Consider the following 21,676-nt stretch of genomic DNA (forward strand, 5'->3'; position numbering starts at 1 on the left):
TTTATTTTCTTGGCTCTACTGTGACAGTATTAGATCTCGCGATCATTCTTAGATCAAATACATGCAAACACCTTGCCGTATGGCTGTTCACACGCCTCAGATAATATGTTTTTCAATGCTTCTCAAACCCTGGTTTGACTTGGTACTCTTCCCATTCGAAACTGCAGAGTATGTTATGATATATATGAAAGATAACTTATTTTATCTACAAATAATTACTATTTCATGCGATTCTATAAGAACGCTAAAAAACCTTCCTTATTTTTTATTTGGAAGGTTTTGTTTAGTTAGTTTTCTTTCTTACCTAGGCTAGATCTTTGAAAGTTTCCTTGGCTTTTAACAGTGTCTATTTCCATTGAAAAAGTCACCGGTTTAAACCGTCAATTTCCCCAACTTCAGAAATAATCATAATAGCAGGGAATTTTCTCCGATACCAAGGATCGAGTGGATAACCTTATATTCTTCAATACCTTTCGTTACAGCATCTGTCTCATCTTTTAGCTTAAAAGATGTTTGTGCCTGCAAGAAGCATATTAATATACGTTATCAGGCTTAAGATCAAACTTTGATATAAGGTTTTTATAATTGGTTTTTTTGAGTTTCATCACTCTTTAACCGAACCTGATGTAAGTCCAGACACGATGCGCCGCTGAAACAAAAGCACCATGACGACAAGTGGCACCGTCACGACAACCGTAGCAGCGGCAATTTCACCATACGGAATGGAGTATTGCCCCTGAAACATGGAAATCCCAATCGGTACCGTCTTATATGCTTCATCGGTATTGATTGTCAGGGCAAACAGGAATTCATTCCAGGCGGCAATAAAAACAAGGATCGCGGTTGTAAAGATTCCAGGTACCGCGAGCGGTAAAATCACCTTCCAGTACGTCTGCATCATCGAAGCCCCGTCAATTTTGGCCGCTTCTTCCAGATCAAACGGAATTTTCCGAAAGAAAGCAACGAGGAGCCAGATTGATAACGGCAGCGCGATCGTTGTGTAAGGAATGATCAGCCCGAGATATGAATTGGTTAGACCGATGTTCTTCAGGAAGATGTAAATCGGGGAAATGATAGCGATCTGCGGGAACATCGTCACCGATAAGATGAGCCCGAGAATGACCGTTTTCCCTTTGAATCTCAATCTTGCAATCGCATATGCCGCAAATGATGCCACAAATACGGTATAAATCGTTGTAATCGAAGAAACGACGAAACTGTTCCATAAATATTTTAAAAACGGGTAATCCACAAATACGGAAACATAGCTATTAAGCGTAGGATCCTTTGTATATGGAGTAAAGGCCTTATCACCGAACAGTTCAGTTAATGGCTTAATGGAGCTGATAAGCATCCATAAAAAAGGAAACATGACTATGATGACAAAAGCTATGAGGAATAGATAAAACAATGGTCCCGCTTTTTTCTGCATCCTTTTCTCTCCTTCCTTATTTTCCGGAACTATCGTTCAACAGGTCTTTCCCTAAAAAACTAATGTAGATCATTGAGATAATCGCCACACAGATAAAGACAATTACTGAGAGTGCCGATCCTTCACCGAAATTTGTTTGGGAGAACATCACCTTATAGGCAAGGATCGAAATCGTTTCCGTTGAGTTAGCCGGTCCGCCACCTGTTAATACATAGATCAGGTCGAATACCCTGAAGGCATCAAGCGTCCGGAAAAGTAAGGCAACTAAGAGACTGGATTTTAATAATGGCAGGGTAATGGTCACAAATTGTTTCCACTTGCCAGCCCCGTCAATCGATGCGGCTTCATAAAGCGAGCCCGGTATCGTTTGCAGGCCGGCCAAAAGCAAAAGGGCCATATAAGGGGTTGTTTTCCAAACATCCGCAAAGATGACGGAGAAAAAGGCCCCGGTGTCTGTGGTCAGGAGCGTGGACATGCTGCTGACAAAGCCGATATCTTCAAATATTTTAGCGACAATCCCATTTTGGCCGTCATATAAAAATTTCCACATTAATGCGGAAACCGCTGTCGGGATGGCCCATGGTATCAAGATTGTCGCACGTATCAAGCCACGCCCGAGAAAAACCTTATTAATTAACAGCGCTATTCCAAGCCCTAAAACAAGTTCTACACCTACGGATATGACCGTGAACAGAACGGTATTGCCAATTGCCCTCCACATACGGCTGTCCGAAAAATTGTCCTGATAATGTTTAAGCCCGATAAAATTCGGATTAATGATAGAATCCGCTAACCCAGATGAAAGCCCCAACAGCTTTTCTTCCTGGCCCAGCTGTGTACTGGATGCCACTTGCCGCAATTCAGTGTTCACTTGTTTCATATCTTCCAGAACCGTTTGGGCTGTATCCTTGTCTAATTTAGCTAAGCTAAGCTCTGAACTAACTGGTTCGAAATTCATTAGCTTATCATTTACTTGTTCATACTGATTTTTTGCTCCATCTGAAGATTGAATTTTTTCATCTGTCTCATTTAATTTCTGTTTTATCTCTTGTAATTGTTCCGGGGCATTTCCGGCATTGATTTCATTATCAATTCCGCTGAGTAAAAAAGGGTAATTGTTCAAATAACGATCGAGGTCGATATGATAGCTTAAGTGAACTTCCGATTTAGTCGGGTTGTTCAGCCTTAAGTCGAAAAGGCTATAGTAAAAAGATTGCACTACCGGCCAGATGGCGACTACTAGTATTAAAATCAGAGCCGGCGCAATTAGTAGATAAGCAAACGAACTTTCGGACAGCTTGCGTTTTTCTTTCTTCGTCTTTCGCGGAACAACCTTCCTATTTGTCTCAGACCTTACACCGTTTTGTCCGGGTTGAATATCCAAAGCTTGCCCTCCTTTTTTCTAAAAAGTGGATTAGCCTTCACAGGATGAAGGCTAATCACAAATTTTTTCAAAACATTACTTCACAAGCTTTGCTTTGATTTCTTTATCCATGTTTTGTACGGCTTGTTCAACCGTCTGTTGTCCCGCTATAGCTTTGGATACTTCAATTTGGATGATCTCGGAAATTTCAGGATAGTTTGGCGCCACCGGACGTGACACTGCTGCATTCAGGCCGTCGACAAATCCTTTTTCCCCAAATGTCGGATTGGCTTCCAAGATTTCTTTGTCATTATAAAGATCTGTAATCGTTGGCGCATGCCCGCCATAGATCGCATCGATTTTCTGTCCTTCAGGCCCAGTCAAGAACTTCAGGAATTCCCATGCTTCTTTTGGATGCTTGGAAAATTTGCTGATTCCTGCCTGCCAGCCGCCCAGTGCCGCCGCAGATCCTTTATCCCCGGCAGGAAGCGGAGCGATTCCGACCTTGCCAACGATTTTCGACTTTTCTTTATCATTCGCGCTGGCGTATTCGTACGGCCAGTTCCGAAGAAAGACGGTTTGCCCTTCAATGAACGCTTGATCGGATTCAATTTCTGTAAAGTTCGTCACATTATCCGGAACGGCGTCGGACTTCGCTATTTCCACAAGCTTTTCCAGTCCTTTAATCGTTTCAGGGGAGTTGACGACGACGTTTCCGTTTTCATCAATGAATTTCCCGCCGTAGGAAGCAACGAATTCAATCACATTACAGACAAGCCCTTCATATTGCTTTGATTGCATCACATACCCGAACTTTGTGCCGCCTTCCCCTTTCTTCTCGCTGGCCGTTGCCAGCAATTCATCCCATGTCTTTGGAATCTCGTCTTCCTTTACAAGGTCTTTACGGTAAAACAGGAGACCGCCATCGATAAACTTCGGCATTGCCCATTGCTTACCATTGAACTGTGCCGCTCCTAATGCCCCTTGATTGTAACTGCTTAAATCAATGCCATCCTGCTGAAGAAAACGGTCCAGAGGCTGAACGTACCCTGCCTGGGCGAATTCCGCCGGCCAGATTACATCCATGGAAACAACATCAATTTCAGAGGATTCCGCGTTGAACGCTGTTACGTATGCATCATGCTGCTGCCCGGTGTCTGAAGGCATTTCCTGTAATTTAATATCAATATGAGGGTGTGCTTTCTCGAAGGCTTCGATTACTTTTGTTGTTCCTTTGGTAACATCCTTACCATTTGCGTAGACAATCGTAACCTTTTCGTCTTCTCCTGATTTTTCACCATCGCCCTTATCATCTGTGCTTGTTTCGCTCGAGCTGCATGCCGCTAAAATCATCGAAAGTGCCATGAAACCCGTTAATAACTTCCCTTTTTTTGCTTTCATTAGAAATCCCCCTGTTCCTTTTTGGTTTTATGTTGAATGGCGTAAGACCAGTTGTAACGGCAATTGAATATCCATATCGTTATGCGACAGATCGTTATTTATCGACTTCATCATCAATTTCATCGCTTGATTGCCTATTTCCTCTGCTGGCTGCATGATGGTTGTAATCCCCGGTTCGATTAAGCTAGCGATCGGTTGGTCATCAAAACCAATAACCGCAATATCCCGTGGTACAGATAAACCTTGGATTCGGGCCTCTTTGATAATCCCGGCAGCTACCTGGTCACTCCCTGTGAAAAAAGCGGTTGGCGGGTCTTCCATGGCCACTGAATTTTGGAAAACCGTTTGGCCATCTTTCAGATCATAGGCTCTTTTAAAAACCCAATCTCCTTTAAATGCTATGCCGAAATCTGATAGCGCTTTTTTATAACCATCATGACGGTCTTTGGTTAACTGGGTCATTTGCTCTCCGTAGCAATAACCGATTTTTAGATGGCCTTTTTCGATCAGATGGCGCGTGCCGATATAGCCTCCTTCATACTGATTTAGCCTGACCATTGGAACCTGCGATTGAAAAGAGTATTCGTTGCATAATACAATCGGACCGTATGAAATGTAGGCAGCGATCGTTTCCCAACTGTTTTCGATAGAAGTTAAGATAATGCCGTCTACTTGTTTTGATTTTAAATAATTCAGGAAATGGATTTCTTTTTGTTTACTGTTTTTTGTTTGACATACTAACAGCTGAAACTCATGTTTCGTTGCAATTGTGTCAATACCTTCAAGTAAGTAAGCAAAGAATGGGTTTGTAAGACGAGGAATCAATACACCGATTGTATGTGTTTTTTGACTTCGAAGCTTTTGGGCAGATGCATTGGGAATGTAATTCAGCGTTTCCATCGCTTTAAGGACAAGATTCTTCTTCTCTTCTGAGACGTATGGGTAATTATTAATTACCCTTGAAACCGTTGCTCTGGAAAGCCCTGCTTCCCTTGCTACATCTGCAATGGTCGCCAATCAACCTCCCCCCTTTTTAAAAACCTGAAATCGATTTCATGAAAACGGTTACAAAATTATCTTACTGGCAAACTAAGTGGAAGGCAAGACAAAAAATAAATAATTTGGAATTTTCTGATTTATTATTTCAAAATGCTATTTTTCCAAAGCATTTTCGTTTTTAAAGAGTCTTTGAAAAGTGTATAAAGGCCATTGTGGACATGCAGCTTGGATCCTTCCGTGGAAAACGATACTATATTATAGGAATGGGGAAACAATTACTTATTATTGTAACAACTTCTCCTCTATCCCCTCTTTTTGAAGGATTTCCTTCTGTTTCTCTCCAAGTAAGTCAAAATGGGAATAGCCATCGTTGCGATGGTCGATCCATTCTTTCTTAAGTCCGTATTTCTCTCCCCATTCCGCTAATCGTTCAAGATCGCGGCATCCGACCTTGGTGACGGTCTTGCAGTCGGGAAAGCGGTCATCCAGCCAATAATGAGTCAAGAATGCAATTTCCCCGTTGTCTATCTTCTGCTTCCATTCAGCAAGCTGTCTTCTGTTAATTCCAAATGCCATTCCTTCTCCCTCTTCTCTCAAAAAAAAATAGGGCGCTAGCTAAACGCCCACCAAAACAATCATTTATTTTTATTTTTTTCATACGCTTCATGCCATTCCGGAAAAAGGCGCTTTATCGAAATAGGACGGAAACTATCTTTCTTAACACAAACGTGCACAGACGTTCCGGTAACAGACACTTCTCCTGTTTCCTTCAGGATTTCGTATCCATACGTTATCCTCAGGCCGTCATATTTTTCAATCCATGTTTTGATGGTCACTGTTTCTCCGTACAGCACTGATCTTTTATAGGAGGCCTGAATGTCGATTACGGGTGCGATGACTCCATCGGCTTCCATTTCGGCGTATTTAAAGCCAAGGTCTTCAATCAGCTTTGTACGCCCGATCTCCATCCAGATGAAATAATTAGCATGGTAGACCACGCCCATCTGGTCTGTTTCCGCGTAGCGGACTTCGATCTTTTTTTCTGAAATATGCACTATAGTTCTCCTCTTTCCATCTTCCCGGCAGCTTTTTTTATATCTTCAGCTGAGATGACGGTTAAATCTTGCTGATTAAATGCAGCGCCAGGCTTCGACATTAATCTCATCGCCTGTACCTGGATCGCTTCATCAACCAGATTGGTCGCATACCGGCCATTTCCGCTAACCGTGTTCTCTTCAAGATAAGTTTTTAAATAAGACAAGGCGTCCCCCTCGATTGAATATTGAAAACGAGAGGCATATCTTTGGATAATTTCAATGAGCTCGTCATTTGAATAGTCTTTAAAATGAACAAATTTCTTGAATCTGGAACGAAGGCCCGGATTGCTTTCTAATAACAAATTCATTTCGTTTGGATATCCTGCCAGTATTACGATTAAGTTTTCATTATGCTTCGTCATTTCGTCGACGAGAGTATTTACGACTTCTTTCCCATAATCACCAGCCGAAGGGCTTAATAGCGAATAGGCTTCATCGATGAACAGCACACCGCCGAGCGCTTCGCGGATTTTTTTCTTCGTCTTGATTGCCGTTTGCCCGACATAACCGGCCACAAAGTCGGCGCGACTAGCAACGATAAGATGGCCGCGCTTCAGCATCCCCGTTTCCTTTAACAATTCCGAGTAAATATTTGCGACCGTCGTCTTCCCCGTCCCCGGATTTCCGGTAAATACGGAATGAAGTTGTACCGGTACCGCAGGCAGACCTTGATGGCGACGAATCTGTTGCATTTTGACAAAGGAAACGAGCGCTTTCACCTCATCTTTGATTTCCGATAATCCAACAAGCTTGTCCAATCTTTCTTCGGGAGGCACCTCAGGCCGTGTCTCGCTTATTTGAAAGTCCTCAGTCTTTAGCAGTGTGAAGGTGAGGATTTCTTCGTCTTCAAGGAGAGCATGAGCGCCTTTTTTGAAGATAGCATCCATGACGATTGAACGGACTGTACGGGCATTTCCGAATGTATCGTCCACCTTTTCTTTCTCAATGCGCGCTTCTAATTCTGTCGCCGCGCCATCGGATAGGATATAATCATTTTCAGCAGCGGTGCGCTCGGCTATCATGAGCAACTCCTCAGTTGTATAATCCGGCAAAAAAACGTGATTCGCATTGGGAAATCTGCTTCTTAAGCCCGGGTTGGCGTCCAAAAATTGGCGCATTTCTTCGGGATAGCCTGCCAATATGACCGCAAACTTGCCCGCATACTTTTGGCTCGTCATTAAAGAAACCAGCGTATCAATCGCTGTCTGCCCATAATCATTTCCCGACTGACCCTCTCTTTTCAAGCTATAAGCTTCATCGATGAACAAAACGCCGCCTAAGGCCCGCTCAACAATGCTTTTAACATTTTCCTCCGTTTGGCCAAGATACGCGCCAACGAGCTGGGAACGGTCGACCTCCAATACTTCATCATGCGGCAAAACACCGAGTTCGTGATAGATCCTGGCAAGCAGACGTGCAAGCGTAGTTTTTCCGGTTCCCGGATTCCCGGTAAGGACCATATTCAGGCTCTGCTCATCTCTCGATTGCAGTCCAAGTTCTTTCCGCTTCTTTTGGTACTGCAGAAAACGGTAAAAGTCATCAATCCGCGTCTTCACTTCCTTCATCCCGACCATCGAATGCAGCTGGGCAAGCGGACTCGCACTTTGGCTGCTGACATCGGCATCCTCGACATAAAAGAGGGAGTCCCATTCTGCTTTTAATTCCGCGATGCGATCCAGATAGCCCTTCATATCCTGAAAATGAGTCGATGTATGGAAAACACCCGATATCGACTCTTCGTATTCTCTGGAGGCCCTAAGCATTGCGATGAGCTCTATCTGGATTTCGAATAGATATTGGACGGCCTTATCATACTTTTCTGCCATTTCCTCATCGGAATAACGTTTAGCAGTAAGCTGGCCTTTCTTCAAATCCGCGATCTTTTCCTCAAGAAGGTCGATATTTTCTTCACATATATCGATATATTCTTCTGCTATTTTCTTCTTTGCGGTCCGGTTATCGGTTTCACGGATTAACGGAAAGAGTAATTTATCTAGTAATGTCCGGTTCTTCTTCCAATTTGAAGAGGCCAAAAGGCCGTTTGCTCTTTCGTTCGTGGGTTCGGCTTTCAGGGCTTCTTGAAGCCAAGAATCATATAATGAATCCTCACCATTGGTTTCCTTTCGCGATTCGGCAAGGATACTGAACAATTCACTCTTCATTCCCAGCGTCTCTAAATCTGTTTTAGGCACCTCTCCCAACTTCGCGATCATTCTCAATAATTCATTGGTTTTTTCTATATAACCATTTATCTCTAGCTCAGCCGCATACGCGTCGAGTTGTTCTTTAATAGTCAAATTTGTATGGGAATTCTCTTTAGATTTCATGTATTCAGTCCTCATCCATTCACACGTTTCCCCTTTATTTTATCATAAAACCATTATTAATCATGAAATCGTGTTTCATAAAAAAAGAAGAGCGGGAACATGAATCCGTTTCCCGCTCTTCTTTTCCTTCAATTATCATTCATTTCTGAAACCGTTTGTCCGGGCAGCTGCTTCATCCTTGATTTCACTGCGGAAAGCCTCAATGCTTTCTTCTCTTCTGTGGTTCTTTTCTTTAATCTGCTCGCGTTGTTCACCGGTTGCAAACTCAAGAGATTCATTCGCTTCCTCGATATTAACAGCGGTGTTTTGAACCATATCCTGCAGCTTTTCAACATTATCGGATCGGTCATCCGGATTTGGTTTGAAATTGGCCATGATCATACCTCCTCAAATGTGTGGTTCCCTCTTATTTTGCCTTGAATTTCTTCAAATAATAAAAGGAAAAATCTATTTTTGTTTACATAATAAAGTTATGTGAACATTTATTATTCACCTTTAGTTTGAATGACTTGAGGATGTTGACCTGACTTATCTCCCATTTGTTTTCCTTTATTGCCGCTGAATCCACGTGGCTGCGTACCTAGATGGCTTGGGACAAAATGTTTAGAGTCTTTCTTTGGATTTCCCATGTTATATCCCCTCCTATGCATAACTTCTGCAGAAAAGCGGATAAACATGTTTGTCAATTTTTGATAATCATTAATCTGCCTTCTTTAGATGTCTGTTTTCCAAGCGTTCTTCAATCTTTTCCATTAACTTTACATCCTTTAGCAATTCCTGCTTATTTTCATTGACCAGATCTTCAAAAGACCGTTTTCGTTTCTTCATGGCGTTCACCTTCCCAATTTCCTATTTTATTCATATCCTTGCCAAATTGACGTAAAATTATGACATTACCTTATAAAAATTTTTCCAATAAAAATAACGGCCCTGAGAAGGAGCCGCCATTTTCGTCACTTCATATTGCTTTCCATGATGGTTAAATTCATTTCGCCGACGTACTTATTTTTTATTTTACCGCTTTGATCTATAAAATAAGTCGTTGGCATAGCCAATATCTGATACGTATCATTAACTTTTTTCGGCTTGCTGTCTAAAAGGATCGGAAACGTCGCACCCACGCGGTCAGCAAAAGCTTTTACATCATTTTCGGGATCGATGTTGACTGCAAGCACTACCGTATCACTGCCTATATTTTGATAAAATTTTTCCATTTCGAGCATCTCTCTCTGACATGGCGTACACCAGGTAGCCCAGAAATTCAACATAACTTTTTTACCACGATAATCGGAGAGCTTAACCGTTTCTCCTTCAAGTGTCTTCAACTCAAAATCCGGCGCTTTGATGCCTACTCTAAGACCGCCTAGATTATCACTGCTGACTTCTTTTTCTTCCGGGTTCATGGCTTGTACAATCGCAACCGTTAATAAAATAATAAGCACGGCCGCGCCGATTACTTTTTTAATCATATATGGTCCTCCTAGCTTGATGCGATGAGTATTATGTAACCAGTTTATGTATATGGGTAAGAATAAGTGATAAGTACATCGATTTCCATGATAACAAGGATTCGTAAGCGAATAAAGGACTTCAGGAAATTCATTAAAAATAATATAGCATGTATTGACCCGACTTCAAAATCCGACCGTAAAAAAAAGAAAAGGCAAACCCCATAGAGTTTGCCTTTTCCAAAAAATTACGCTTTTAATTTGTTGCGCAATACCATTGGCAAGATTCCGCCGTGACGGTAGTAGTCAATCTCAACATCGCTGTCGAAACGGACAAGTACTTCAAATTCTTTCTTATTGCCCTTTTCGGAAGTCACTGTAACTTTGACGATATCACGCGGTTTTACGGTTTCATCGACGTGAACATCAATGGCTTCTTTACCAGTTAGGCCAAGTACTTCAGCGTTTTCGCCTTCTTTGAATTGAAGAGGAAGAACACCCATAAGTACAAGGTTAGAACGGTGGATACGCTCGAAGCTTTCTGCGATAACTGTTTTGATGCCAAGAAGGTTTGTGCCTTTGGCAGCCCAGTCACGAGAGCTTCCCATACCGTAATCTTTACCGGCTAGAACCGCAAGTCCAGTTCCGTCCGCTTTGTATTTCATGCATGCATCATAGATCGCCATCACTTCGCCAGTTGGCCAGTGAGTTGTAAAGCCGCCTTCTGTGCCAGGTGCGATTTGGTTACGGATACGGATGTTAGCGAACGTACCGCGCATCATGACTTCATGGTTACCACGGCGGGAACCGTATGAGTTGAAGTCACGTGGCTGAACACCATTTTCACGCAAGTATTTGCCCGCCGGAGTATCTTTACCGATTGCACCAGCCGGTGAAATGTGGTCAGTTGTTACGGAATCGCCGAACTTACCGACTACGCGTAAGCCTGAAAGGGCATTAACTGTACCAGCATCCGGAGTTAATCCTTCAAAGAAAGGAGGGTTTTGGATATAAGTTGATTGGTCATCAAACTGATAAAGCGCCTCATTGCTTGTTTGGATTTCATTCCAGCGTTGGTTGCTGTTGAATACTGTATCATATTCTTTACGGAACAAGTCAGGAGTTACTGTTTGTTTAACAGCTTCGTTGATTTCTTCATGTGTTGGCCAAATATCTTTAAAGAAAACATCGTTGCCGTCTTTATCCTTACCAAGTGCTTCTTTTTGAAAGTCAACATCTACAGTACCAGCAAGTGCATACGCAACTACTAATGGTGGAGATGCAAGATAGTTAGCCTTAACTAGCGGATGGATACGCCCTTCAAAGTTACGGTTACCGGAAAGGACCGATGTTACAAGAAGATCCGCTTCAGCAACAGCTGCTTCGATTTCTTCAGCCAATGGACCGGAGTTACCGATACATGTTGTACATCCGTAACCAACAAGGTTGAAACCTAGTTTTTCCATGTATGGAAGCAGCCCAGAATCGCGAAGATAACCAGTAACAACTTTGGAACCAGGAGCTAAAGATGTTTTTACATAATCAGGAACAGTAAGCCCTTTTTCCACTGCTTTCTTGGCAACAAGACCTGCGCCAAGCATTACATATGGGTTTGAAGTGTTTGTACAGCTTGTGATCGCAGCGATCGCGATAGCCCCTGTTTTCATACTTGTCTTGCGGCCGTCAGCGAATTTCACTGTCACTTCTTTATTGATTTCTTCAGGCTTCAAGCCGAATCCCTGGTTGCCCATAGGAGCATCGAGTGCATTCTTGAAGGATGTTTTCATTTGGGAAAGCGGAATCAAATCTTGCGGACGCTTAGGTCCTGAAAGGTTTGGTTCAATTTCAGAAAGGTTGATTTCAACCACATCTGTATAAGTTGGGTCTTCTTTATCCGCTGTGTAGAATAAACCGTTTTCTTTGCTGTACGTTTCAACAATCTTGATTTGCTCTTCATCACGGCCAGTTAGACGCAAGTAAGCGATTGCTTCACTATCAACCGGGAAGAATCCGCAAGTCGCGCCGTATTCAGGTGCCATGTTCGCGATTGTCGCACGGTCAGCAAGTGGAAGGTAACCTACGCCTGGTCCGAAGAATTCTACAAACTTGCCGACAACACCTTTTGCTCTTAGAACTTGAGTTACTTTCAAGGCAAGGTCCGTTGCAGTTGTTCCATTAGGAAGCTTGCCAGTCAACTTAACGCCGATAACTTCAGGAACCGGGAAATATGAAGGCTGTCCAAGCATACCTGCTTCCGCTTCAATACCGCCGACGCCCCAACCGAGAACACCGATACCGTTGATCATTGTCGTATGTGAATCTGTACCGAACAATGTGTCAGGGAATACTTCGTGATCGCCGTTTGGCGTTTCGATTGCGTGCACGACATTTGCAAGGTATTCCAGGTTGACCTGGTGAACGATACCAGTTGCAGGAGGAACGGCACGATAGTTATTGAATGATTTTTGAGCCCAGCTTAAGAATTGGTAACGTTCCGCGTTACGTTCGAATTCAAGATCCATATTTATTGCTAATGAATCCATAGTTCCTGCTTTATCTACCTGTACAGAGTGGTCAATAACAAGATCAACCGGAATATCAGGATTAATTTTATCCGGATCTCCGCCAAGAGCTGCCATTGCATTACGTAAAGAAGCAAGGTCTACCACCGCAGGCACACCTGTAAAGTCTTGCAGGATAATACGAGAAGGCTTGAATGGTACGTCAATTTCTTTTTGTTCGCTTGTACCCCATTTAGCAAGGTTTTCAACATGCTCTTTCGTGATTACTCGCCCGTCAACCTGGCGAAGCACAGCCTCAAGCAAAACCTTGATGGAATATGGCAAACGAGAAACCTTGCCTGCCCCCGCTTTTTCTAAAGCATCCAAACTGTAGTAGTTGTAGCGTTTTCCGTTAATCTCAAAGGAAGAACGCGCTTGGTACACATCATTTTTTGTCATTGATTTACTACCCCCTATTAAATTGTCAGAAAAATTTTGCACATAAGAAGTAAAACGTGGTGTGTGCTACCGCACAAAAAACCAAGTCTACTAAACTAAATATAAATAAAATCAAGCTTCTTGTCGAAAAGTTCGAATTTTCTCCCATCCTCACTTTTCTCACAATTTAATATTAATATAAGATTAGATATAAGTAAATAACAAGAAAGTTATTATATTTGATAAGTTTATCTTATACGCAAGCTTTCATCTGCTTTTATTTCCTTATTATATAAACGTTTTGATTTGCAGAGGCTCAAATTATTAATTTTTCAACATAGTATTTTAGCTGTTTCCTATCATTTTGTTTCTTATTTTTGTTACCTTTTGAATTCACCTTTAGGTATAATTATGAAAAATACAAAAAGGTTGGTGGTCAACATGTTCAAAAGACTTTTTGGGAAGGGCTATACATATTCTGACTTTTGGAATTGGTTTGAACAAAACTCTCAAGATTACTTTCATTTCAAAGAAGAGAATTACAATTCTCTCTTTAACAAACTTGATAAACAGTTATCTAAGATACATCGTGATTTAACATTTGAATTTAGTGCAGATCTTATTGATGGTAAGCGCGAGTTTATTATTAGTGCTGATGGTATTTTAGCCGCCTTTCCAGATGTAATAAAACTTGTTAAAGAAGCTCCAATGCATGAACATTTTAAAATCACTGCATTTCGCCAAAGAGGTGATGCCGCTAGTATTGAATATGATGACATCACCTTAGAACCAGATGACATTTTTTTTACCTTTACTAGAAATAGTGATACCATAGACATTTTTTTATATATTAATGGGTACACTAATGACGAAGATATTGATCATGAACAATGGGATGAAGCAGCCTTAATACTTTTAGATACCATTGCTGGTGAATATGATGTTGCAACTAAAATAGGCGATATAGACATCCTTCCTTATGAAGAAATCAATAATTTAAGACCAATTTCAGATCTACCTTCTCTATTAGATGAAAAAGTCTCCGGGGTAAGTTTATAGGACTTATCCCTTTTAATTCTGGAAAATCACTTAATTGCTGTATTGTGTTTCATTGTCTACGTAGTGTAATACTACAAATCTTCTTCTGTTTCAGATTTCAAGCAATCAAAGCAAATTTTATCAAGCCCACCAATTTTTAAAGCACTTCTTTTGTAATACTCTTCACCTTCACCTCTATCTGTAATAACCTCAACTGGCATTCGAAATAAAATATTCTTTTCTTCATTACAATAGGGACACTTTATCATCTACTCCTCCTTTTTTCATAATATAAGCTATTACGAAACTCCCTGCTTATTTTGTTTCCACTAATCCATGACTAGGCAATGGAAATTGGTTCAATAATTAATAACTTATAAAAATGAATAAACCAAAATTAATACCACATAATAACTCCTGAACATCCTTTTAAAAAGGAGCAATCTGATGAACTTGAATAAGACAATAAGGAGTGTAGTAATGGGAATCTTAAGTGGCAATCCTCAAGATGAACCAATGCATTACGGTGAAGTATATGCAACTTGGTCGCATCTTCTTATGAACAACGGAAAAATAGCTGGATACCAAACATTTATTAATCATTGTGGCGATGGTGATTTAAAAAAACTTCTGGAAGAATCTGTAGAAAAAGCAAAAGAAGAGAACGAACAACTAACTGAGTTGTTAAAGGCCAATGGTGTAGGACTTCCTCCAGCTCCCCCTGAAAGACCATTAGCAACATTAGAAGAAATCCCTGTTGGTGCCAGAATTACTGATCCAGAAATCAGTGCTTCACTCGCTCTGGATGTTTCAGGAGGATTATTGGCCTATAGTAGTACCATGGGTCAATGTATTCGAGAAGACATAGCAATGATGTACGGACAGTTTCATATGAATAAAGCACAATTTGGAGCAAAACTGTTAAGGCTTAGTAAGGATAAAGGATGGTTAATTCCCCCACCACTTCATGTTAGAGTACCAGACGAAAACTAACTAGACAGGGGCAATTCTTTTGAGTTGCCCGCGAATCTTATTACTCTTTTGTTCTCTGAAAAAAACTGAACTCACAATAGGCTAGATCATTGTACAAAGATAAAAATCCACCATATCTTATAAAGTGGAACGCGACGCCACATGATAACCTCTTATCCAGATGTAGTGAATGGACCGGATTTCATTCACTACATTTTTTTTACGTTGATATACCTTTTTTATAATTTTCATTCTTGTCCAAGAATGAATCTCCATTTCGCATACTATGAAGTACTCGTCTGCTATTTAATTCAGTCCTGGCTTATGCCAGGCTTTTTTTAAAACACATGTATCTTTATTTTTATTTTTTTGTCAATTACACCTCTGTCCATTTCAAAAAGCATTGAATCTCATAAACTGTATTAATGAATACGGGGCATGGGTGAGTATAGAGAATATGGCCATGGCAGTAGTTTTGCGCTACTCGTTGTTTTATTTATTCTGCTTGTCATTATTGGTGCTTCTTTCTGGGGCGGATATTAAAACCATCCCTGAATAAGTTTTGTTTTAAATTAGTCCAAAAAACATGTGAATTTCCTATCGTAGGAAGGGACTACGCTCGCAAAGTGCTTCCTTCTTCTCTTTTTTATGGAAACTTAATAATTCTTTTGTTGCCTGATTTTAATTACAATCAGAATAAATGGCTTATTGTTGTGGAACAGCTAAGTAAAAAGATTGAGATAAAATATGGATAAAATTAATCACTTCATAAGCCACCTGGAACATAATTATTTGCTCATAGCAATTGCGGCTATTTTGTTTTTCTTATTAAAAGCAGCTGCTGGGTACATTACTTACAACATTACGACAAAAAGTTTAAACAGATTGAAAACAAACTTGACGAATTAATTCGGAGATAGTCGAAAATATCTCGAATCCATATGCCTCTTTCTTTAAACAAAAGAAGTATAAAATGATGGATTCATACCATAATAAAATCAGGACCTGTAGCTCAAAGAACAGGAGCGACCAACAGTTTTATTTCGTAATCTGTTGAGTAGTTTGTGGGTTAAAGTCCCACCAGGTCCTCTTTATTTTTGAGAAACACAATACAAAATCAGTTATCTACCGTCCTTACATAATCCTTATTAACCATAGACTGAGATAGCCCACTCCGTTTAATATCTTAATGAAACACTCCACCGGTTTCCTATCCAATCCAAGCTTACCTAAATCACGAATCATAAGAATTACATTCCCACGAACTTTTCGTATTCCTATGAGTCTCTCAAATATAAATTTTGCTTCGTGTCATCCATGAATATCTTCTTATTAAGCTAATCCATTAAGTTGAAGGAATTAGATTAAATCTGGGATAATTAAAGTCCCTGATACCAAGAAACTTTTATATATCAAACTCACATTGTAAGTTGTTGAAAATGAGAGAATCTTATATAATATAGTAGCTAATAGCAATATAATGAGAGATCATTTTTTAAATAGATGGGGGAAAAGGGGAATTATTATGTCCAATGAGAAAGAGATCGTAAAACAGCTTACGCGGATTGCGGATGCCCAGGAGAATATAGCCACGCTCTCTAAAGCAGAAGAGAAAGATAAACCATCTGAATCAGATAATATCTCAGATGAAGAAAAAATGAAAAGGTTTATAGAATCTAATAAAGAAAAATAGAAAAATAAGCTAAACGCATATCTACTCCTTCTCCAGAGAAGGAGTTTTTTATTTGTTGAACATAGTGTGATTCGTCCATTTTTTCTCCATATAATTTTATATGTGCCTCTGTAGCGGCTTGAAGGGAAGAGCGCAGGAAAACATTAAAGCACCGGGTCGCAAGGCAAGGGTTTCAGAAGCACCGAAAAGCAAATAAGCTGAGGCAGGTGAAAGTCCGTAGGGAAGCGTGTTCTCCCCTAGCCTATGCTTAACATTTATGAGTGCGGGTTCAAATCCCGTTAGAGGCATTTTATGGCAATAAAAAATAAACCCGACTTTTAATAAAGCTAAAGGTCGGGTTTAGTAGTTATTTACTGAAAGCTACATTGATACATAAAACTAAAATGAATCAGTCGGTTTCTTAACACCGATTTTTGCCAATGCCTGCTTCAATGAGCTAAAAGTCGGGAGACCACTGAAGTCCAAGCCTAATTGGATAGCGGTTTGTGCTACTTCCGGGCGGACTCCGGAAATATAGGTTTTGATTCCTAATAAACCGAGTACTTCGGTCAACTTGAATAATTCATTCGCTACCATCATGTCTATGATTGGTACAGCGGATACATCGATGAAAATTTTGTTTATTTTGCTTTCCACACATTTTTGCGGCGTGATTTCAAGGATGGACCGGGCCCGATTTGTATCTATGTCCCCAACCAAAGGTAAAACTGCGACTTCTTCTAAAATAGGGATCAGCGGCGAGCCCAATTCATTGATTAATGTTTGCTGGTCCATTAGCCTGCTATGGTTAATATCATTATATTTCTTGGAAAACATATAATTCAGTTTATCAAAAGCAGTGTTATATGTAGCACTCCAACTAGTAATCTTCACTGTTGTTACAGATTCGTTATTTTCAAAAATAAATGTCTCAATAAACTCCCAAACAGTCTGCCTTGTCTTGCTAAGAGCCTCTAAAACCTCATGGATCGGAATATGGTTGTCGACTCTGCTTTGAGCAACGGTATTCGCCCATTTATCCAGGTAACTGATAAATACATCGCTATCTTCTAGAAAAGCAGTGGCAAGCGTTTTTATCGTCAAAGCATGCTGTTCATTTAACTCCTCTTCTATAACACGATTCGTATTATTATTATAAAAAGGGCCGGATAGCTCCCTCCTCTGACGGGACCATTTCTCGGTAATAAATTTTGTGTTTTCTACTATGTACTCATACAGTTGTTGATCTATAGAATTCAATGGACTTCCCCTCTTCACTCAGCTTTCTATATTTTCTATTATATATGATAGTGGGTAATTGCCACAAATTGATTGCATAAATATACTTCGCTGCTCACAAGCTAATTGTGGAGGTGTTGGATGATGGCAAAACGTAAAGCGAACCATGTGATTCCAGGCATGAATGCAGCAAGTGCCCAGGGAATTGGCGCAGGATATAATGAAGAGTTCTCCAACGAGCCCCTGACAGAAGAGCAGAAGCAAAACAATAAAAAACGCAAGAAAAATCAATAATTAATCTGGGCTGGTCTTGAATATCAAGGCCGCCTTTTTACTTTTCGCATTTCATTTATTGTTATAATGAACTCAAATCTTTTTTATTTGCGGAGGTTATCATGATTGTAAAAGGGTTTAGCCATGTGACCATTAATGTCTCATCCCTGGAGAAAGCCTTGGACTTTTACGGTGAGATGCTTGGAATGAAAATTGTCCATGAAGGCAATAAAGATGCCTATCTTGAATGGGGCGATGCTTGAGTTTGTCTTTTGGAAAGGCCTGAAAAAGCAGAACAGAGCGACAGCCTGGGTGTAGATCATGTGGCATTTTTCATTGACGAGGCTGAGTTCGATCAAGCTGCCCGGCATTTACAAAATAATGGGATTCGGATAATCCGTGGCCCTGAAAAGAGAGGTATCGGTTCATCCGTTTATTTTCGTGATCCTGACGGGACTCAGTTAGAATTACACACTTCTACCCTTGCTGAGCGAATGACCGTATGGAAATAAAAGAATCGACATAAGGGAGTTATCATCGCAACTCCCTTTTTATATTTATGTTAGATCATTCAGAGTCTTTTAAGATGTTCTTCAGTCCCTCTAAATATTGCTCTAATTGTTCCCGCTGATGCTCAGAAGCGTTTTCTAGGGCATTTTCGATTTGCTGGAAGGCTTCGTTAACTTCCTGTTTCAAATGTGATACTTGGACTCCATACTCAGCGTCGTCACGTACGATATCCGAATACACATCAACCGCTTCCTTTACGCCTTGTTGCGCGGCTTGAAATGCCTGCTGTTTGTTTTTGTGGTATGGCATGATACTCAACTCCTTAATGATTGTTTTGTTAGGATTTACATCTCACATAATTTTATGTACAACCACCAATCCCAACCAGAATATAATGAGACCATCCTACGCATCTTACTAATGTAAGCCAATATGTGCTTACAGTTTGAATGATGCTTCTTTGGCTAATGGAGGGGATCAGATTGAATAAAAACGATGCGAAGGATATACGCAACAATGCTGGCAAGGTACCACATTCCGGACAGCCTGAACCGCTAAGTGGATCCAAAAAAGTAAAAAACCGCAACCACAGCCGCCAAAAACATAACAGCAGTCACGATATGTAAAGTAAACTCGCCGATTGGAAAGCCTATTTAAGGCAAAGACAGCGGCGTGGTTGCACTTACTTTCCTAACAGCTAAAAAAAGCAGGAGTCCTATCATAGGACTTCCTGCTCCAATTAGATGTTTATCTTCTGGAGAACCGTTGCCATTTCATAAATTTCCTCGCTCGTTACTGTTCTCATATCAAACAAAAGCTCATCCTGCTTGATTCTTGTAATCACTGGCGGATTCGCCATTCGCAGTTTCTCGTGAAGATTATTTGCCGAGATAAGCTCGTGACTTATAGCTACGGCAAATGTCGGAATTTCTACCCCTGGCATCGTACCGCCGCCAATAGCGCTTGTTTCTTGGACAACTTCTGCCGCAAAGCCGCGTTCGCTCTCTTTTACAAGCTTTTCGAAAAGATTGGCTTTCTTCCGCAATACATCTTCACTTTGCATGATATCCCTGATCGTTGGAATGCTGTCTACCGCTGATTGCCCCTTCATATAATCCGCTAAAGTAGCCTCTAGTGCAGCAAGCGTCATTTTATCAACGCGAAGCACTCTTGCCAGCTGATGCTTTTTCAGGATGTCGATATATTTCTTTTTACCGGCAATGATCCCTGCCTGGGGCCCGCCGAGCAATTTATCCCCACTGAATGTGACTAAGTCTGACCCGGCTTCCATTACCGCTTTTACGATGGGCTCTTCCCCGATTCCCTCTTTTTCTAGGTCGTATAACACTCCGCTACCAAGATCTTCATAGAAAAGAACATGGTCATGCCTGGCTGCTAAATCAATCAACTCCGGTGCTTCCACCGTTTTGGTAAAGCCGATCATTTTAAAGTTGGATGTATGGACTTTCATCAATATAGCTGTCTCACCGGTAATCGCTTGCTCATAATCATGCAAATGCGTTTTATTGGTCGTACCGACTTCAACCAGGCTAGCCCCGCTTTCTTCCATGATCGATGAAACCCGAAAAGATCCGCCGATTTCCACCAACTGGCCGCGGGAAACAATCACTTCTTTTTGGTTAGCAAGCGCTCGGAGAACGAGAAACACAGCAGCAGCATTGTTATTCACGACCATCGCCGCTTCAGCTCCGGTAATTTCCATAATCCAGCTTTCGATATGGCTATGCCGCGAACCCCTCTCCCCATCTTCCAGCTTGTATTCGAGATTGGAATAATTTCTGGCGACATCCACTACATGCTGGATCGCTGCCTCACTTAACCGAGAACGGCCGAGATTTGTATGTATAACGGTACCCGTCGCGTTAATCACTCTGTTTAGTCGATAAGAAAATTTTTCGTCTATAGTTCGTCGAACACGATCAAACAGGCTCATCACAAAAGCAGCTGTACCCGGTTCAGCTTCTTTCCATTCCTCTTTTTGAATGAGCTGTCGTACCTCTTGCAGTGTTTCTTTTAAAATGGCCGTTAGCGTTTTTTCATTATATCCGTCATTATTTATCAAATCCAAAAACCGGTCATGCTTCTGCAGTTCATGTACCGGCGGGATCAATCGTAAAAGCTGTTGAACCACAGAGGGGTCCCTCCTATATTTTGATTTACCTATTATATCATTTTTCACGAAATGGTAAGAAATACATATAATGAAGCAAAGGTACGTGGAGGAATGGCAATGTCGAAGGATCATCGCGATGACAACAATGTAAAGGCGGGCCAATTTGACAAAATGATGGAAGAGTATTTCCTTGACCCAAATACGAATTTACTCGATCAGTACACCTATAGAGTGGATATATTTGAGTGCAATGAAGAATATGTCGTGGAAGCTTTGTTTGACGAAAAGAAGCCTGGAAAAATAAGGGTAAAAGCGAACGGCGAGAAACTGGTTATCACTGCCTTTGTTAAAACTAAGCCTGATCCAGTTGAAAAGCCTATCGAACGCACGGTTCCCTTTCCTTTTTCCATCAGCAGTAAAAAAATCACTGCCGCTTTCGGTAATGATATTTTAGAAATCAGGATATCCAAAAAAGACGACGTTTTTTCTTCGCAAAAGGAAATCATCATTCACTGTTAAAAAGGATGACCGTAATCATCCTTTTTCTATTGCATCGCTTCCATGGATGCTGCGATTTCCTGGTTTTTCGGGAACTTGCCCGTTTCTTTCTTTGAAAAAACTAAATTGCCGTTAATGGTTACTTCAAAAACCCCACCTGAAGATGGAATCATTTCCAGCTTTGTAATGTTTCCGCGATACTGGTTGAACAGTTCTTCTGCGAGACCCGCAGCTTTCGGAGCGTAGTTTCACATCATGCAGAATTCAATTTGCACCTCATATTTCATACAACACACCTCCCTGTAAGTCATTTTCATTGTTATTTTAGTATAAA

Annotated in this window: 24 protein-coding genes, 1 tRNA gene and 1 pseudogene; 9 read left to right on the forward strand and 17 right to left on the reverse strand. The window is 40.9% G+C overall.

The window, feature by feature from the left end; all coding sequences use genetic code 11:
- Positions 1-604: 604 nt before the first annotated feature.
- From LQ216_RS11090 to acnA, 12 genes are all read right to left on the reverse strand, one after another.
- Positions 605-1,432, reverse strand: coding sequence for a carbohydrate ABC transporter permease (locus LQ216_RS11090; RefSeq protein WP_230129376.1), 828 nt, complete (start codon positions 1,430-1,432; stop codon positions 605-607).
- Positions 1,433-1,448: 16 nt separating this feature from the next.
- On the reverse strand, positions 1,449-2,729 hold the full coding sequence (locus LQ216_RS11095; RefSeq protein ID WP_230129577.1) for a sugar ABC transporter permease: 1,281 nt from the start codon (positions 2,727-2,729) through the stop codon (positions 1,449-1,451).
- A gap of 162 nt (positions 2,730-2,891) precedes the next feature.
- The gene (locus LQ216_RS11100; RefSeq protein WP_230129377.1) at positions 2,892-4,196 is read right to left on the reverse strand and encodes an ABC transporter substrate-binding protein; all 1,305 of its coding nucleotides are present in this window, start codon (positions 4,194-4,196) and stop codon (positions 2,892-2,894) included.
- A 27-nt stretch (positions 4,197-4,223) separates the two neighbouring features.
- Positions 4,224-5,213, reverse strand: coding sequence for a LacI family DNA-binding transcriptional regulator (locus tag LQ216_RS11105; RefSeq protein ID WP_230129378.1), 990 nt, complete (start codon positions 5,211-5,213; stop codon positions 4,224-4,226).
- Positions 5,214-5,477: 264 nt separating this feature from the next.
- Positions 5,478-5,771, reverse strand: a complete 294-nt coding sequence (locus LQ216_RS11110; RefSeq protein WP_230129379.1) for a hypothetical protein — start codon at positions 5,769-5,771, stop codon at positions 5,478-5,480.
- A 59-nt stretch (positions 5,772-5,830) separates the two neighbouring features.
- Complete coding sequence (locus LQ216_RS11115) at positions 5,831-6,250, reverse strand: thioesterase family protein (protein WP_230129380.1); 420 nt, start codon at positions 6,248-6,250, stop codon at positions 5,831-5,833.
- A complete protein-coding gene (locus LQ216_RS11120) occupies positions 6,250-8,619 on the reverse strand; it encodes an AAA family ATPase (protein WP_230129381.1) in 2,370 nt (789 codons plus the stop codon). Before LQ216_RS11120 ends, LQ216_RS11115 begins: the two co-directional genes overlap by 1 nt.
- Before the next feature lie 135 nt (positions 8,620-8,754).
- Positions 8,755-8,994, reverse strand: coding sequence for a small acid-soluble spore protein Tlp (gene tlp, locus LQ216_RS11125; protein WP_230129382.1), 240 nt, complete (start codon positions 8,992-8,994; stop codon positions 8,755-8,757).
- A 110-nt stretch (positions 8,995-9,104) separates the two neighbouring features.
- A complete protein-coding gene (locus LQ216_RS11130) occupies positions 9,105-9,248 on the reverse strand; it encodes an acid-soluble spore protein N (RefSeq protein WP_117305864.1) in 144 nt (47 codons plus the stop codon).
- Between the two features lie 70 nt (positions 9,249-9,318).
- A complete protein-coding gene (locus LQ216_RS11135; protein ID WP_230129383.1) occupies positions 9,319-9,447 on the reverse strand; it encodes an FbpB family small basic protein in 129 nt (42 codons plus the stop codon).
- 125 nt (positions 9,448-9,572) lie between these two features.
- Positions 9,573-10,088 (reverse strand): redoxin domain-containing protein, encoded by a 516-nt coding sequence (locus LQ216_RS11140; protein ID WP_230129384.1) that lies wholly within the window; start codon positions 10,086-10,088, stop codon positions 9,573-9,575.
- A 227-nt stretch (positions 10,089-10,315) separates the two neighbouring features.
- Positions 10,316-13,027, reverse strand: coding sequence for an aconitate hydratase AcnA (acnA, locus tag LQ216_RS11145; protein ID WP_230129385.1), 2,712 nt, complete (start codon positions 13,025-13,027; stop codon positions 10,316-10,318).
- 420 nt (positions 13,028-13,447) lie between these two features.
- Here acnA and LQ216_RS11150 point away from each other — a divergent pair, with 420 nt between their 5' ends.
- The gene (locus tag LQ216_RS11150) at positions 13,448-14,065 is read left to right on the forward strand and encodes a hypothetical protein (protein WP_230129386.1); all 618 of its coding nucleotides are present in this window, start codon (positions 13,448-13,450) and stop codon (positions 14,063-14,065) included.
- Positions 14,066-14,136: 71 nt separating this feature from the next.
- Here the strand turns inward: LQ216_RS11150 and LQ216_RS11155 are convergent, their stop codons facing one another.
- Positions 14,137-14,313 (reverse strand): hypothetical protein, encoded by a 177-nt coding sequence (locus LQ216_RS11155; RefSeq protein WP_230129387.1) that lies wholly within the window; start codon positions 14,311-14,313, stop codon positions 14,137-14,139.
- Between the two features lie 211 nt (positions 14,314-14,524).
- On the opposite strand from LQ216_RS11155, the gene LQ216_RS11160 reads away from it, so the two are divergent.
- The 4 genes from LQ216_RS11160 to LQ216_RS11175 all read left to right on the forward strand — a co-directional run bounded on the left by LQ216_RS11160 (position 14,525) and on the right by LQ216_RS11175 (position 16,709).
- Entirely contained in the window at positions 14,525-15,037 is a 513-nt protein-coding gene (locus LQ216_RS11160; RefSeq protein ID WP_230129388.1) for a DUF3231 family protein, read from the forward strand.
- A gap of 417 nt (positions 15,038-15,454) precedes the next feature.
- Positions 15,455-15,559 (forward strand): YjcZ family sporulation protein, encoded by a 105-nt coding sequence (locus LQ216_RS11165; RefSeq protein WP_230129389.1) that lies wholly within the window; start codon positions 15,455-15,457, stop codon positions 15,557-15,559.
- A gap of 458 nt (positions 15,560-16,017) precedes the next feature.
- Positions 16,018-16,105 (forward strand) — tRNA-OTHER (locus LQ216_RS11170).
- A gap of 436 nt (positions 16,106-16,541) precedes the next feature.
- The gene (locus LQ216_RS11175) at positions 16,542-16,709 is read left to right on the forward strand and encodes a hypothetical protein (RefSeq protein WP_230129390.1); all 168 of its coding nucleotides are present in this window, start codon (positions 16,542-16,544) and stop codon (positions 16,707-16,709) included.
- Between the two features lie 378 nt (positions 16,710-17,087).
- Here LQ216_RS11175 and LQ216_RS11180 read toward each other — a convergent pair whose 3' ends face one another.
- Positions 17,088-17,948: an STAS domain-containing protein gene (locus LQ216_RS11180; RefSeq protein WP_230129391.1), complete on the reverse strand. Its 861-nt coding sequence runs from the start codon at positions 17,946-17,948 to the stop codon at positions 17,088-17,090.
- 123 nt (positions 17,949-18,071) lie between these two features.
- On the opposite strand from LQ216_RS11180, the gene sspO reads away from it, so the two are divergent.
- Positions 18,072-18,221, forward strand: a complete 150-nt coding sequence (sspO, locus tag LQ216_RS11185; RefSeq protein ID WP_230129579.1) for a small acid-soluble spore protein O — start codon at positions 18,072-18,074, stop codon at positions 18,219-18,221.
- 101 nt (positions 18,222-18,322) lie between these two features.
- Positions 18,323-18,712: pseudogene (locus LQ216_RS11190) on the forward strand (VOC family protein).
- Positions 18,713-18,767: 55 nt separating this feature from the next.
- Here the strand turns inward: LQ216_RS11190 and LQ216_RS11195 are convergent.
- Complete coding sequence (locus LQ216_RS11195) at positions 18,768-19,019, reverse strand: hypothetical protein (RefSeq protein WP_230129392.1); 252 nt, start codon at positions 19,017-19,019, stop codon at positions 18,768-18,770.
- A 158-nt stretch (positions 19,020-19,177) separates the two neighbouring features.
- On the opposite strand from LQ216_RS11195, the gene LQ216_RS11200 reads away from it, so the two are divergent.
- On the forward strand, positions 19,178-19,336 hold the full coding sequence (locus LQ216_RS11200) for a small acid-soluble spore protein P (protein ID WP_117305847.1): 159 nt from the start codon (positions 19,178-19,180) through the stop codon (positions 19,334-19,336).
- A 113-nt stretch (positions 19,337-19,449) separates the two neighbouring features.
- Here the strand turns inward: LQ216_RS11200 and selA are convergent, their stop codons facing one another.
- Positions 19,450-20,862: an L-seryl-tRNA(Sec) selenium transferase gene (gene selA / locus LQ216_RS11205; RefSeq protein WP_230129393.1), complete on the reverse strand. Its 1,413-nt coding sequence runs from the start codon at positions 20,860-20,862 to the stop codon at positions 19,450-19,452.
- A 99-nt stretch (positions 20,863-20,961) separates the two neighbouring features.
- Here selA and LQ216_RS11210 point away from each other — a divergent pair, with 99 nt between their 5' ends.
- Positions 20,962-21,363, forward strand: a complete 402-nt coding sequence (locus LQ216_RS11210; RefSeq protein ID WP_230129394.1) for an Hsp20/alpha crystallin family protein — start codon at positions 20,962-20,964, stop codon at positions 21,361-21,363.
- A 26-nt stretch (positions 21,364-21,389) separates the two neighbouring features.
- On the opposite strand, the gene LQ216_RS20370 is transcribed toward LQ216_RS11210, so the two are convergent.
- Entirely contained in the window at positions 21,390-21,629 is a 240-nt protein-coding gene (locus LQ216_RS20370; protein ID WP_290369264.1) for a SelT/SelW/SelH family (seleno)protein, read from the reverse strand.
- Positions 21,630-21,676: the final 47 nt, after the last annotated feature.

The sequence above is a fragment of the Bacillus sp. CECT 9360 genome, from assembly GCF_918741275.1.
GTDB lineage: Bacteria > Bacillota > Bacilli > Bacillales > DSM-1321 > Peribacillus.